Annotated in this window: 16 protein-coding genes; 2 read left to right on the top strand and 14 right to left on the bottom strand. The window is 66.5% G+C overall.

Annotation, left to right across the window (positions count from 1 at the left end; all coding sequences use genetic code 11):
- Positions 1-31: 31 nt before the first annotated feature.
- Positions 32-967: a DNA-3-methyladenine glycosylase family protein gene (locus IEW81_RS12525; RefSeq protein WP_097061777.1), complete on the bottom strand. Its 936-nt coding sequence runs from the start codon at positions 965-967 to the stop codon at positions 32-34.
- A gap of 335 nt (positions 968-1,302) precedes the next feature.
- Entirely contained in the window at positions 1,303-1,659 is a 357-nt protein-coding gene (locus IEW81_RS12520; protein ID WP_097061627.1) for a DUF4190 domain-containing protein, read from the bottom strand.
- Between the two features lie 134 nt (positions 1,660-1,793).
- Between IEW81_RS12520 and IEW81_RS12515 the strand changes: the two genes are divergently transcribed.
- Positions 1,794-2,819, top strand: a complete 1,026-nt coding sequence (locus tag IEW81_RS12515; RefSeq protein WP_097061776.1) for a 6-phosphofructokinase — start codon at positions 1,794-1,796, stop codon at positions 2,817-2,819.
- Positions 2,820-2,869: 50 nt separating this feature from the next.
- On the opposite strand, the gene IEW81_RS12510 is transcribed toward IEW81_RS12515, so the two are convergent.
- The 11 genes from IEW81_RS12510 to hemE form a co-directional block, all read right to left on the bottom strand.
- Complete coding sequence (locus tag IEW81_RS12510; protein ID WP_097061626.1) at positions 2,870-3,658, bottom strand: uroporphyrinogen-III synthase; 789 nt, start codon at positions 3,656-3,658, stop codon at positions 2,870-2,872.
- Positions 3,659-3,748: 90 nt separating this feature from the next.
- Positions 3,749-3,973, bottom strand: coding sequence for a DUF3618 domain-containing protein (locus IEW81_RS12505; RefSeq protein WP_097061625.1), 225 nt, complete (start codon positions 3,971-3,973; stop codon positions 3,749-3,751).
- Positions 3,970-4,386 carry a phage holin family protein gene (locus IEW81_RS12500; protein ID WP_097061624.1) on the bottom strand — a complete coding sequence of 139 codons (417 nt, stop codon included), beginning with the start codon at positions 4,384-4,386 and terminating at the stop codon, positions 3,970-3,972. Before IEW81_RS12500 ends, IEW81_RS12505 begins: the two co-directional genes overlap by 4 nt.
- 7 nt (positions 4,387-4,393) lie before the next feature.
- Complete coding sequence (locus IEW81_RS12495) at positions 4,394-4,672, bottom strand: hypothetical protein (RefSeq protein ID WP_097061623.1); 279 nt, start codon at positions 4,670-4,672, stop codon at positions 4,394-4,396.
- A 166-nt stretch (positions 4,673-4,838) separates the two neighbouring features.
- Positions 4,839-6,134, bottom strand: coding sequence for a glutamate-1-semialdehyde 2,1-aminomutase (gene hemL, locus IEW81_RS12490; protein WP_097061622.1), 1,296 nt, complete (start codon positions 6,132-6,134; stop codon positions 4,839-4,841).
- 21 nt (positions 6,135-6,155) lie between these two features.
- A complete protein-coding gene (gene hemB / locus IEW81_RS12485; protein ID WP_097061621.1) occupies positions 6,156-7,118 on the bottom strand; it encodes a porphobilinogen synthase in 963 nt (320 codons plus the stop codon).
- Positions 7,115-7,984: a hydroxymethylbilane synthase gene (hemC, locus tag IEW81_RS12480; RefSeq protein ID WP_097061775.1), complete on the bottom strand. Its 870-nt coding sequence runs from the start codon at positions 7,982-7,984 to the stop codon at positions 7,115-7,117. The genes hemB and hemC overlap by 4 nt, the downstream gene beginning before the upstream one ends.
- A 44-nt stretch (positions 7,985-8,028) precedes the next feature.
- A complete protein-coding gene (locus IEW81_RS12475) occupies positions 8,029-9,255 on the bottom strand; it encodes a ferrochelatase (protein ID WP_097061620.1) in 1,227 nt (408 codons plus the stop codon).
- On the bottom strand, positions 9,252-9,935 hold the full coding sequence (gene hemQ, locus IEW81_RS12470) for a hydrogen peroxide-dependent heme synthase (protein WP_097061619.1): 684 nt from the start codon (positions 9,933-9,935) through the stop codon (positions 9,252-9,254). The genes IEW81_RS12475 and hemQ overlap by 4 nt, the downstream gene beginning before the upstream one ends.
- 78 nt (positions 9,936-10,013) lie before the next feature.
- Positions 10,014-11,219 (bottom strand): protoporphyrinogen/coproporphyrinogen oxidase, encoded by a 1,206-nt coding sequence (locus tag IEW81_RS12465; protein WP_229671396.1) that lies wholly within the window; start codon positions 11,217-11,219, stop codon positions 10,014-10,016.
- A complete protein-coding gene (gene hemE / locus IEW81_RS12460; RefSeq protein ID WP_097061617.1) occupies positions 11,212-12,267 on the bottom strand; it encodes a uroporphyrinogen decarboxylase in 1,056 nt (351 codons plus the stop codon). The genes IEW81_RS12465 and hemE overlap by 8 nt, the downstream gene beginning before the upstream one ends.
- 17 nt (positions 12,268-12,284) lie before the next feature.
- On the opposite strand from hemE, the gene IEW81_RS12455 reads away from it, so the two are divergent.
- The gene (locus IEW81_RS12455; protein WP_097061616.1) at positions 12,285-13,523 is read left to right on the top strand and encodes a glutamyl-tRNA reductase; all 1,239 of its coding nucleotides are present in this window, start codon (positions 12,285-12,287) and stop codon (positions 13,521-13,523) included.
- A gap of 39 nt (positions 13,524-13,562) precedes the next feature.
- On the opposite strand, the gene IEW81_RS12450 is transcribed toward IEW81_RS12455, so the two are convergent.
- The gene (locus IEW81_RS12450; RefSeq protein ID WP_097061615.1) at positions 13,563-13,769 is read right to left on the bottom strand and encodes a hypothetical protein; all 207 of its coding nucleotides are present in this window, start codon (positions 13,767-13,769) and stop codon (positions 13,563-13,565) included.
- Positions 13,770-14,011: the final 242 nt, after the last annotated feature.

Here is a 14,011-nt window from a genome sequence, read left to right as displayed (position 1 = left end):
TGGCCCCGCTTTCCCCGCCCGACCTCACCGCTCAGTGCCCGCGATGATCCTGAACGGTCATCCGGGGCCCGAAGCGCGGTTTCTCAAATCCGCTGGCTTCGATCAGCCGCATCACACGCTGGCGGTGACCGGCCCAGGGGGCCAGCAGCTCGAGCATCCCGTCGTCGTCTACAGGTTTACCGATGAGCGCCCAGCCGACAACCGCAGGAAGGTGATAGTCGCCGACACTCGGCGAATCCGCGTCACCGTGCGCCCGTTGGGTGGTCTCGGCCGCCGTCCACACGCCGATGCCGGGGATGCTCCGCAACTTCGTGGCAACCGCAGCTCCATCCCGACCATGATCGAGGGTGCGCTCGAGGGATGCCGCGACTACCGCCGCCCGCATAATGGTGGCCGAGCGCTCCGGGCCGACAGCCGCGCGATGCCAATCCCACGACGGCACCCGTCGCCACGTCTCAGCGGCAGGAAAGACCATCATCCCCTCCGGCGCGGGGCCGGGAGCGGGTTCGCCATACTTCGTGATCAGCACCCGCCACGCGTGCCTGGCCTCCTTGCCCGTAACCTTCTGCTCGAGGATGGCCGCGAGCAGCATCTCGAACACCTGGCGGGTGCGCAGCAGGCGCAACCCCGGATTGCGCCGCAGCGAGTCAGCGAGAAGAGGGATGCCCGCGACATCCAGCTCGCTCCAGTCGTCACCACTGCCGAGAAGCTCCGGCACACCGTCGATCGCCCACTCGGCTCCTGGCCCCCACGCTATGACCCTGATGCCGTGCTGCTGCCGCTGCAGGTGCATGGTCGCGGCACCCTGGGGTGTGCGCAGGGTGCGCCAGTGGCCGGTCGGCTCTACCCGCAGGGTGGGGTCGAACCGCCCGCGAATCAGCGGCCGAAGGGTCTGTGACAGGTCCACGGGCTGGATCGGCGCATACGTGGTCGTGAGCGGGGCATCCGCGGCACGATCGAAGGCGATAGTCACGGGTCGACTTTACGTCGGCCCACCGATACTCGCCGCGCAACCTCGAACGTGGCCGTTCTGAAAATCCTGCTCTTCTCCGTTTTCACGCCCTCGCCAACCCCGACGGGCAGGCGTCAGGGGAGAGGACACGCGTTCGGCGAGACGGGCAGGCGTTCGGCGATAGGGAGCTGCAGGACAGCTCGCCCTGCGTGTTCCACAGCCGGATGGCCGCAGACTCCAGCGCAGATGCCGCCCTCATCGGCAGGTGCACAGCCTCCGGTGCTTCAGCACGACAGTCGCTGTCTCACGACGTATCGCCCGCACTGCCCAAGGCGATACGTCCGCAAGAACTACGGGCAGGCGACGGTCACGCCGGTGTCGGTCGTATAGACGCCAGGCTCGAGGCCAGCACACGTCGACGACAGCAGCGCAGCGGCCAGCACGATGCCCACGACGAGGCCGATGATCGTGAGAACCAACACGATGAAACCGACGATGATGGCGATGGTGGCCGGGGTGTTCTTGATGCCAGCACCTTTCGACTGGCTCCTGGCAACGAACCCGAGAATGATCCCGACGACAGAGAAGAAGATCGCGACCGGGATCGCGACGATGCCGAGCGTCTTGCCGGGGAAGGTTGCCGGAGTGCCTGTCGCTGCGTAGGCGGGGGGTGTCGGCTGCGCCGGTGGGATGGTGGGATCAGTCACTATTAGCTCCTGGTGATAAGTAATTCCTCTGCAGAAAATTCAATGGCCCGACTCTATCGCTGGGAAAGCCCCGAACTCGATGGGTAGCGCTGCCCGTCGCGGCGTAACCTTGCCGATACGCCATGATTGAGTCCATGAAGATCGGAATCCTCACCAGCGGGGGCGACTGCCCCGGCCTGAATGCTGTCATCCGCGGTGCCGTACTCAAGGGCACGCAGATCTACGGCCGTGAGTTCGTCGGTTTCCGCGACGGATGGCGCGGTGTCGTCGACGGCGACGTGATCCCGTTGGAGCGCAAAGACATTCAGGGCATCGGCAAGCAGGGTGGCACGATCCTCGGCACCTCCCGCACGAATCCCTTTGAAGGCAGCGGTGGCGCCGAAGTCGTGCGCGCGAACATGGAGCGCCTCGGCATCGACTCGCTCATCGCCATCGGCGGAGAGGGCACACTGGCGGCCGCCAAGCGGCTGACGGATGCCGGCATCAAGATCGTGGGCGTCCCCAAGACCGTCGACAACGACCTTTCGGCCACCGATTACACCTTCGGTTTCGACACAGCCACCCAGATCGCCACCGACGCGATGGATCGCCTTCGCACCACCGGCGATTCGCACGGCCGCTGCATGGTCGCCGAGGTGATGGGCCGTCACGTCGGCTGGATCGCCCTGCACTCCGGGATGGCCGCGGGCGCCCATGCAATCCTGATTCCGGAGCAGAAGACCAGCATCGAGCAGATCTGCGTGTGGGTGAAGTCCGTCATGGATCGCAAGCGCGCTCCGCTCATCGTCGTCGCGGAGGGCTTCAAACTGGACACGATGGATGACGCGCACTCCGAGCGCGGCCTCGATGCGTTCGGGCGGCCGCGACTCGGTGGGATCGGGGACATCCTGGCGCAGGAGATCGAGACGAGACTGAACATCGAGACCCGCTCGACCACGCTCGGACACATCCAACGCGGTGGAACCCCCACCGCCTATGACAGGGTTCTCGCCACCCGCTATGGCATGGCCGCTGTCGACTCGGTCATCCACGGTCGGTGGGGTCGCATGGTTTCGCTCAGCGGCACGACCATCACGCACGTCGCCTTCGAGGACGCGCTAGGCAAACTCAACACGGTGCCCCAGTCACGCTACGACGAGGCCGCGATCCTCTTCGGTTAGCGGTACGACGGCTGAGCGGTACCGCTGGCCGGCGCTGCTCGTCGATCCTGCTAATCCACGCTGATGTCCACGCTGATATCCGCACTTTCCGGATCCGCGTACTCGGCGAGCGCGGCAATGAGCGATTCCGCAGACCGGTAGTCGGCGATCACATCGACCACAAGCCCGGCCGCACGCGCATCGAACGCCGTGCGTGGGCCGATGCAGGCGACCACGGTACCTTCGGGCAGCGGTGTCAGCTGGCTGGCGATCTGTCGCGCCACAGATCCGGAGCTGACCAGCAGTGCCCTGATCCGACCGGATGCCACGTCGGCACGTACCGCGTCGGACACGGGAACCCCGACTGTGCGGTACGCCGCCACGAACTTCACGTCGAGGCCGAGCGCGCCGAGCCCGCTCACGAGGTTGGGCTCGGCGATGTCGGACTGCGGCACGAGCACGCGGCCGCTCACCGCGGCCTTCGGCCACTCCTTGACAAGACCGCGAGCCGAATTGTCGACCGCAGGTACGAAATCTGCCTGGTAGCCGGCAAGCGCGAGAGCCGCCGCCGTGGTCTCCCCCACTGCGGCAATCCGCGTGTTGACCGGGATTTTCGCTCCCTGGCCGACGAGAACATCCACCGTCGTTGCACTGGTGATGACGACCCAGTCGAACTGTCCGTCAGACAGTTCGTGCATGGCGTTAGCGAGCGCTGGCCCGTCGTCGGCGCACGCGAAATTGATCATGGGGGCAACGACCGGGATCGCACCGAGGGTTCGTAGTGTCGCCGCGACTCCATCGCCCCATTTTCCGCCTCGGGGAACGAGCACACGCCAACCGCCGAGCGGCTTGGCTGTCATGACACTATCTTCCACGACCTCGAAGGCACATGCTAATCGAGGCGACTGGCCGCTGCAGGCCAGTCGTCGCTTCTGGTCAGTCGCGTCTGGTCAGTCGTCGTTGCTGAGGATCGCCCAGGCGACGACACCGATCACGACGGCAGCGGCGGACAATCCACCGATAATCCATGGCATCGGGTTCGACTCATATGACGTTCGGGCGTTTTTCGACAGTTCGCCCATGCGCTTGGGAACGTTCAGTTTGTCTTCGATGGCATCGAGGGTTGCCTCCAGTTCGGCCCTGGATGCTGCGATGCGGCTGTCGACGTCGCTCATGAGCTCACTACCCTTTCGGTGCCCTTGATGGTGCGGACATCTTTCTTGATGCTCTCGATGGTGTGGGTGGGCGCTGGCGGGACGCCCTTTTTGAGGGAGCGGATGCCCACGATCGCGAGGATCGCCGCGACCAGAAGAATCACCACACCGACGATAAGGGCAGCCAGCCAAGCGGGCAGGACCGTCGCGAGGCCGAGAATCGCGGTGGCGATCAGCACCATGACCGCGAAGAGCGCGAAGAAGACAGCACCTGCCAGCAGGCCGATTCCGATTCCAGCACTCTTGAGCTTGCCAGCGATCTCGTCCTTGAGGGATTCGATCTCACTGCGCACGAGATCGATCAACAGCGTCGGAATCGACCCGATGAGGGTGAAGAGCGAGCGCCTGGAAGTGTCGCCGCGTTCGCCAGTCATAGCGCTCCTACTTCGACGACGTCGACGAGCGAGTCGACTTCGTGGTGGTCTTGTTGCCTGCAACCTGGCGCACTACACGCTTCGCACCGTCGGCGAAGAAGTCCGCGACATCCGGAGCCCTGTCTTTGACGAAGTCTTCGGCGGTGTCGACCTGCTTCTGTACGCGCGGGCTGCTCCAGAACTTGTCTGCGGCCTTGGCGATCCTGTCGTAGCTCTCGCGCCCAGCGCGGGCTCCCAACACGTATCCGATACCTATCCCTGTGAGAAGCAAAATCTTGCCTTTCATGCGTACTCTCCATTCCTGTTGGCGGTACGAAACCTGGAACGCCCACTATCGGTGTCTATTCCAAACATAGCCCCGGAGCCGGGAGCCCGCCTGTGGGAGGCGCCGGGGTTCCCTCATTGGTGCTCTGGCGCTAAGGTTCGCATGCCCGTGGCGGTATGCGCCCGTCCTATGCGGTAGCTGCGGCTGCGGCCTTCGCCGCCGCTGGCAGGCCATCAAGGATGCGCGACACGGCCGTGTCGTCGTGCGCGGCCGAGACGAACCACGCCTCGAATACGCTCGGCGGTAGTGAGACGCCCGCTGCCAGCATCGCGTGGAAGAACGGCGGGAAGCGGAACGAATCCTGCGCCTTCACGTCGGCGTAGTTCACTGGAGCGCTGTCGCGGAAGGCCACCGAGAACAGGTTTCCGGCGTGCTGGATGCTGTGGGCGACGCCCTCCGCCGCCAGGGCTGCCGAGACTGCCGTCGAGATGATGGATGCCGTCGCGTCGATGTGGCTGTAGACCGCGGCATCCGCAGCCCTGAGCGTCGCGATGCCCGCGGCGACGGCCACCGGGTTGCCGCTGAGTGTGCCTGCCTGGTAGACCGGGCCGAGCGGTGCGAGCAGGTTCATCACGTCGGCTCGACCGCCGAGTGCGGCAAGTGGCAGTCCTCCGCCGATCACCTTTCCATAGGCGACCAGGTCGGGCTGGTACGACCTGTCGAGTCCCCACCATCCGCCGGGGCCGACCCGGAATCCGGTGAGCACCTCATCGATGATGACGAGGGCGCCGTGCTCGTGGGCGATGCGGGTCAGCTCCTGGTTGAATCCGGGCTGAGGTGCGACGACACCCATATTCGCCGCCGCCGCTTCGGTGATCACGGCCGCGATCTCGCTGCCTCGCTCGGCGAACAGCGCCTCTACTGCCGCGATGTCGTTATAGGGGATCACGATCGTCTGCGCGGCGATCGCGGCCGGCACTCCGGCCGACCCCGGGATCGACAGCGTCGCCAGCCCCGATCCCGCCTCGGCGAGCAGTCCGTCAGAGTGGCCGTGGTAGTGGCCAGCGAACTTCACGAGCAGGTCACGACCGGTCGCCCCGCGCGCGAGGCGGATCGCCGTCATGGTGGCCTCGGTCCCCGTCGACACAAGACGAAGGCGCTCCACCAGCGACCCGACCCTGCCGATGACGAGTTCCGCGAGTTCTGCTTCACCCGACGTGGATGCCCCGAAGCTCAGCCCGCGGGCGGCCGCCGCCTGCACGGCCTCGATCACCGAAGGATGCGCGTGGCCGAGGATCGCCGGGCCCCACGAGGTGATGAGATCGACGTATTCGCGACCCTCGATGTCTGTCACGTACGCTCCGCGAGCCGAGACCACCGAGCGCGGTACGCCACCGACCGAACCATAGGCGCGAACCGGGGAGTTCACCCCGCCGGGCAGCACGGCCTTGGCGCGGGCGAAGGCTTCTTCGTTGGTAGTCATCTGTTGTCCCTCCCGGACCGGCTATAAGTTTCGCGCGAGTTCGCTCGCGTAGTAGGTGAGAACGGCGTCGGCTCCCGCGCGCACGATGCTGGTCACCGATTCGGCGACGGCTCGCTCGCGGTCGATCCATCCATTGGCCGCAGCAGCCTCGATCATCGCGTATTCACCAGACACCTGGTACGCCCAGACGGGCACGGGGCTGATCGCTGCGGCATCGGCGAGCACGTCGAGGTAGCTCATGGCGGGCTTGACCATCACGACGTCTGCTCCCTCCTCAACATCGAGCAGCACTTCGCGTGCGCCCTCGCGTCGGTTGCCCGCGTCGAGTTGGTACGAGCGGCGGTCTCCCTGCAGGGTCGACTGCACGGCTTCGCGGAAGGGGCCGTAGAAGGCTGACGCGTACTTGGCCGCGTAACCGAGTATGGGGGTTTGGGCAAAATCCGCGGAATCAAGGGCATCTCGAACCGCCGCAACTTGGCCATCCATCATCCCGCTCAGGCCCAGGAGCTGCGATCCGGCCTCAGCCTGCGCAACTCCCATGTCCCTGTAGCGCACAAGAGAGGCGTCGTTGTCGACCCTGCCGCGGGCATCCAGCACGCCACAATGGCCGTGATCGGTGAACTCATCGAGGCAGAGATCGGTCTGCACGACGAGCGCATCGCCAGCCTCGGCAACGGCTGCGCGCGTCGCCACATTCAGAATGCCGTTCGGGTCGGTGGCTCCGCTGCCCACCGCATCCTTATGCTCTGGGACGCCGAACAGCATCACTCCCCCGACGCCCAGCTCGGCCGCCTCGGAGATCGCGCGGCGCATCGAGTCGAGCGAATGCTGCACGACCCCTGGCATCGACGAGATCGGGATCGGCTCCGTCAGGCCCTCACGCACGAACATCGGCAGGATCAGCTGTGACGGATGCACCCTGGTCTCGGCGACCAGCCGGCGCATCGCCGGAGTCACCCGCAGGCGCCGCGGACGGATGATCATGATGCACCCATCAGTGCCGCGGCACCCTGGTCGAACAGCTCCTTCGCCACCCTGGCCGCCAGGTCCCCAGCTGGATCCTTCGAGTCTGAGACGTAGAGCGCGTGCGAACTCGTGAGGCGCTCGGAGCCGTCAGCCGAGTAGACGCGAGCCGACAGGAAGAGCATGCCGTCATCGACGTCACCGTGCGCACCGAGCGGAGCGGAACATCCCGCCTCGAGGATCGAGAGCACCTGCCGCTCGGCATCGACGATGATTCTGGATGTCGCGTGCTCGAGCGATTTCACGAGCTTCTCGTCGCCGGCACGCACCTCGAGGGCGAGCGCACCCTGGCCGGGCGCTGTCGGCCAGCCGTCGATGCCGAGGTACTCGGTGATCGCGTCGAGCCGGCCGAGCCTCTGGAGCCCCGCCGCGGCGAGCACCACGGCGTCGAGGTCGCCGTCGGCGACCCTGCGCAGCCGTGTGTCGACGTTGCCCCGGATATCGACGACCGTGAGGTCCGGCCTGCGAGCGCGCAACTGGGCGACACGGCGGGGCGAACCCGTGCCGACCCGGGCACCCTCGGGGAGGGTGTCGAGGGTCAACTCGTCACGCGCGCAGAGGGCGTCGCGGGCATCCACCCGCTTGGGCACCGCAGCGATGACGAGCCCGGGCTCCGGCGCAGTCGGAAGGTCTTTCAGCGAGTGCACCACGACGTCGCAGCGGCCGTCGCGGAGGGCCTCACGAAGAGCACTGGCGAAGACGCCGGTGCCGCCGAGGCTCGACAGGGACTCGGTGGAGGTGTCACCCTCGGTGCTGATCGGCACGAGTTCGCACTCGACACCCGTCTTCGCCGAGATCGCGCTCGCCATCGAAGTCGACTGTGCCATCGCGAGCGCGCTGCCCCTGGTGCCGACGCGCAGGGTCGTCGCCACTAGGGAGCCAGACCGGCGACCGCCGGCTTGAAGCCCAGGCGCACGTTCTCGCAGCAACCCGTGCGGCAGACGTCATACCACGGGCCGAGTTCGGTGAGTGCGGGACGGTCAGCGGTCGGGATGCCGTCGCGGCGCTCCAGCACGAGATCGACGAGCCCGGTCACGAAGGCGGCGTGGACGCCGGGAGTGGGCACGCGAACGGCGAAGATCCCGTTCTCTTGTGCGCTCTCCATGGCCTCAGTATCGAGATCCCATTTGACCTCCATGTGGTCGGAGATGAACCCGAGCGGCACGATGACGACGCCCGTGATGCCCTGGGCACCGAGCTGCGCGATCCTGTCATTCACATCGGGCTCCAACCACGGCTGGGTGGGCGGGCCCGAGCGGGACTGGTAGACGAGATCCCAGTTGACGGCGTGGTCCTGCGCCGCGATGACGACCTCGGCCACGGCGAGGTGCTGGGCCGCGTATGCGCCATCCGGTCCGAATCCGCGCTCGGGGGGGCCCGAGCGGTCGGCGTCACTGGAGGGGATGGAGTGGGTGGAGAAGAGGATGTGGGTCTGCTCGGGCGCGATGCCCTGTGCCGCGACATCCGCGAGCCCCTGCCTCACGCCCTGGATGAAGGGTTCGACGAAGCCGGGGTGGTCGAAGAACTGGCGGATCTTATCGATCTGCAGCACATCGCCGAGACCGGTCTGCTCGAGCGCTATCGCGTAGTCCTCCCGGTACTGGCGGCAGCTGGAGTAGGAACTGTAGGCACTCGTGCCGATCGCGATCAGCTTGGTGAACCCGCGCTCGTTCGCCTCGGTGAGGGCGTCGCGCAGGTACGGGTCCCAGTTGCGGTTGCCCCACAGCACGGGAAGATCGATCCCGCGGCTCGCGAGCTCTGCCTCGAGGGCCGCCTTCAGTTCGCGGTTCTGGTCGTTGATCGGGCTCACTCCGCCGAACGCACGGTAGTGGTGCGCGACCTCCTCCAGCCGCTCCTCGGGGATTCCGCGCCCGCGGGTCACGTTCCTGAGGAACGGGATGACGTCATCCTGCCCCTCGGGCCCACCGAAGCTGGCCAGCAGGATGGCGTCGTACGCGACAGCCTCTTCGACATGCGCCAGACCGCTCTGGGCTGCGGGGGTGGCGTTTCGCACCAGCGGTGCGGCCGTGGTGGCACCGGACTGTGCGTCGGCACCGGACTGCGGGTCGGCACTGGGCTGGCCGTTGGTAATCGTCATGACAGGATCTCCGAAACTTCTGAAAGGGTGATGCGACGGCCCGTGTAGAACGGAACCTCCTCGCGCACATGCATGCGCGCATCGGTCTGCCGCAAGCGGCGCATGAGGTCAACGAGGTCAACGAGTTCCGGTGCCTCGAGGGCGAGAATCCACTCGTAGTCTCCGAGGGCGAAACTGGCGACCGTGTTCGCGAGCACCTGCCGGTACTCACTGCCCTTGCGGCCGTGGTCTCCGAGCATGGCCCTGCGCTCGTCATCCGGCAGCAGGTACCACTCGTAGCTGCGCACGAAGGGGTACACAGTCAGCCACGACTCCGGCTCCTTGCCGAGCATGAACGCCGGGAGGTGGCTCGATGAGAACTCGGCATCGCGATGCACGCCCATCGCGTTCCAGGTGGGCAGCAGGGTCGGCAGGGCGCGGCGCAACTCTCGCAGCGCCCACTGCAGTTTCTCGGGCTCGGCTCCGTGCAGCCAGATCATCAGGTCGGCATCCGCCCTCATCGACGAGACGTCGTAGAAGCCACGCACGGTCACCCCGGCGCTCTCGACTGATGCGACGGCCGGGGCCAGATCGACGACTCCGGTCTCGCGCGACGGATCGCGGCGCAGCACCGCCCACAGCGTGTAGCCGAGGGGTTCGGAATCGGATTTTGCGACAGGCGGGGCAGCACTCTCAGTCATACCTCTATCCTCCCTTTTGCCCAGCCGGTTAGCGAATCCTCACGCTCATAGGGCGCTGTGAATTCGCGCGCGGGAGAACTACCCGGCGAGCAGCTCTGCCGCCGCGGCCTCGGCCTGGCGGATAACCCCGGCGAGCCCCGACCCTGCGACGCTCTCGCCGACCTGGATGATTTTGTCTCCTGCGCTGGATGCCGCCGGCCGAAGCCATTCGACTCGCGCAAAGTCGACCACGCTCGAGTCACCGAGGCGCACCCCCAGCAGCGTCGAGGCATCCTGCAGCGCTGTGGCCTGCAATTGCTCCGGTTCCACGTCATAGGACAACCGCAGCACGTGCCGTCCGCCGGCACGCTCACGAAGCCACTCCCACTTGGCAGTGGAGTGGGTCAGGGCCCGCGCGCTGATCCCGGCGGCTCCTGCCGCAACGAGCAACCCCGTGCCCCTGGGGGCCGAGTCGAGTTCTGGCGCATTCACGACCAGGGTGGCGAGCACGATCCTGCGGCCGGCGGTGGGGTCGGTCGGAGCTGCCATGACGACGGTGCCGCCGATCGAGCCCGGCTGTGCGGTGCGCCCGAGCTGCACATCCACGCCGTATGTCTGAAGGTCGGCGGCGAGCTCGGTGGCCAGGCGGTGCATCCCTCCCCGGATTCCCGCGATGCTGGATCCGGCGGGAGCGGCATCGCGCATGAACCTCACGGCAGCGGCCAATGAGCCTTCGCGCGCGAATGCGGCGCGCAGGCCAGGGGCGGCGCGGTCGAGCTGAATGTCGTCCGGATGCAGCGAGTGCACCCCGTGCACGATAGGCGCGACGAGTTTTTCGAGCACGCCAGAGCCCATTCTGCGCCTGACCAAAGTTCCGAGGGTAAGCGATTTACTCGCCCAGAGGGAGGGGATGATCGCGTCGAGCTCCGCGCGGATGGCGGCTCGCTGGCCGATCACGGCGATCACATCGGCGGCGAGGGGTGTGCCGGGAATTCCGAGCAGGTTGGTGGCCGGCATGGGCACGGCCGGTCCGGAGACCGGCTGGAGCCAGGCGCCAGCGGCCGAGGGGCTCACCACCTCATCCCCGAGCCCGATCTCTGCTGCGAGCGCCGCGACTGTCCCACCGCGGTTCGCGAAACTCTCGGCACCGGCGTCGAGGTCGATATCTCCGACGGTGTGCCTGCTCACAGTGCCACCGAGGTGGTCCGAAGCCTCAATCAGGGTCACCGATCGGCCGGCCATCGCCAGGCGTCGCGCCACCACCATGCCGGCGACGCCTCCGCCGACGACCGTGACGTCAGTCACCGTGCACGAGACCGACGATGTGGCTGAGCACATCGGGATCGGTGTCCGGGGGCACGCCGTGGCCGAGGTTGACGACATGGGAGGGGGCGGAGAGGCCACGATCCATGACGTCCCGAACGTGGGCTTCGAGAATGTGCCGGGGCGCGCCGAGCAGGGCAGGGTCGATGTTCCCCTGCAGGGGGACGTCCCCCCCGAGCCGCCGAGAGGCCTCATCGAGCGGGATGCGCCAATCCACCCCCATGACGTCGGCGCCGATGTCGTGCATGGCCTTGAGCACCTCCCCGCTTCCGACCCCGAAGTGCACCTTCGGCACGTCGAGACCGCGAAGGTGTGACAGGGCACGCTTGGAGTGCGGGGCCACCCGGCGCACGTACTGTTGTTCGCTGAGTGAACCGACCCACGAGTCGAAGAGTTGCGCTGCGGAGGCGCCGGCCTCGACCTGGGCTTTCAGGAACTCGCCTGACACGTCTGCGCACCAGTTGAGCAGCATTGCCCAGCTCTGCGGGTCCGAGTACATCATCGTGCGGGCACGCTGCTGGTCTTTCGACGGTCCGCCCTCGACGAGGTACGAGGCGAGCGTAAATGGGGCTCCGGCGAAGCCGATCAGCGGGGTGGTGCCAAGCTGTGCCACGGTCAGCGCCACGGCCTTACGGATTGGGTCGAGGGCAGCAGGGTCGATCGGCCGGAGTGCCGCCACATCAGAGGCGCTCCGGATCGGATTTGCGATCACGGGCCCGCGACCGGGCACTATTTCGACATCGATTCCTGCGAGTTTCACGGGAATCACGATGTCGCTGAAGAAGATCGCGGCGTCGACCCTGTGGCGTCGCACAGGCTGGAGCGTGATCTCGCTCGCGAGTTCTGGTGTGAGGCAGGCGTCGAGCATCGCGTTTCCGACCCGGATCTCCCGGTATTCCGGCAAAGATCGACCCGCCTGGCGCATGAACCAGACCGGGGTCACTTCCGGTCGTTCGCCGCGATACGCCCGAACGAGCGCTGACTGGCCAGTTCGGCCGTCGAGAAGTGGATGATCGCTTGACAGTGGCACGGGGTTAACATTAGGACGTGCTCCTGTGCCTCAGCTCAAATCATCGCAACGCGAGCTTCGAGCTACTCGAAAGCCTCTCCCTCGCCGCTCCCGGAGCCACCGACGCACTGTTGAGTTCGAGCGCCGTCGTCACCGGAGCTGTTGTGCTGGCGACCTGCAACCGCTTCGAGGCATACCTCGACATCGATGAAGCCGCGGGTGCACCCGCGGGAATCGCCGTGGCATCCACTCTCGCAGCGCTGAGCGAAGCCAGTGGGCTCAGCGCCGAGACCCTGCGCGCGTCGATCACCGTGCATGAGGACGCGGATGTCGCCGCGCATCTCTTCTCCGTCACCTCCGGGCTTGAGTCTGTCGTGGTCGGAGAAGACGAGATCGCCGGTCAGGTCGGTCGCGCACTGGATCGGGCTCGCATCGGTAAGACGACGACACGTGAGCTCGAGCAGCTGTTCCAGCGCGCCACGCGCACGAGCCGCGGGGTGAAGAACCTCACCTCGATCGGCGGCCGGGATCGATCACTGGTCAGGCTTGCGCTGGAACTCGCCTCCAGTCGCATAGCCGACTGGTCAGCGGCCTCCGTGTTGATCGTCGGAACCGGCCAGTACGCCGCAACAACGGTGGCGGCTCTCCGAGACAAGGGGGCCGAAGACATCCGTGTTTTCAGCCGCACGGGTCGCGGGCCAGCCTTCGCAGCTAAGCACCGCATCACCAACAGCACGGATTTCGAGGTGGACGTCGTCATCGCGTGCACGGCGAACACGGTGCTCGGCCCCGACTCGTTCCCCGGCACGTCGCGACGACTGGTGATCGACCTGGGCCTCCCCCGCAACATCGAGCCCGCTGTCGCCGCAATCCAGGGCGTCGAGCTGCTCGATCTGGAGACAGTGCGACTGCACGCTCCCTTGGACGCCCTCTCTGCCCACGACGATGCCACGGCGATCGTCCGCTCTGCCGCAGCCGAGTTCATCGCCGAGCGCGACATCGAGCCGGCTGTCGTCGCGCTCCGAACCCACGTTTTCGACCTGCTCGACGCTGAGATCGCCAGAGCCAGGGCCCGTGGTGCCGGTGACGAAACCGAATCGGCGCTCCGTCACCTGGCCGGTGTGCTGTTGCATGGCCCGTCGGCCCGCGCCCGCGAGTTCGCTCTCGACGGTCGCGCCAATGAGTTCAGGGCCGGTCTCGACGCTGTCTATGGCATCACACCAGCGCCGTCGGCGCAGGATGCTGCGGGACAGGCCGACGATGCACAATCGGCTTAGGGCTTAGCCGCCAGACCCGGCTGCGGCCTTGGCGCGTGCTCAGGACCGCGCGGTGCCTCGCCGTGCCCCATACAGCGGCCCGGTGGTCCCGAGGAACATGAAGGCCCCCGCGAGGTTGAAGGCACTCGTCGCGGCAACACAGGCGAACGCGAGGTGTCCGACGAACGCTGATCCCGCGACAGCTACCGCTGACAGGCTTCCGGCAAGCGCGCGGGTGCTGATGGTGACGAGCAATTTCTGGTGCACAAGAAGTACCCCCGGGGTGGGAGGTTACGACCACGGCTTCTCGCTCACATATCGGGATAGGTGTGCGAGAAGCCGGGTGGTCGAGCGCCATTCGGGAACTGGATCACATTTCAGGGATGTGATTCAGACTGGCATGGCTTCAGGATATTGTGTCCTCACTTAGGAGGACAAGGGTCGAACTCCACCCCAAAACGGGGGGTGCGAAGGCACCCCCCGTTTCCGGGCTGTAATGTGCGGTCGTT

Origin of the sequence: Salinibacterium xinjiangense (assembly GCF_014645015.1) — a bacterium.
Classification (GTDB): Bacteria; Actinomycetota; Actinomycetes; order Actinomycetales; family Microbacteriaceae; genus Rhodoglobus; species Rhodoglobus xinjiangensis.
This window is presented reverse-complemented; position numbering and strand designations above follow the sequence as displayed.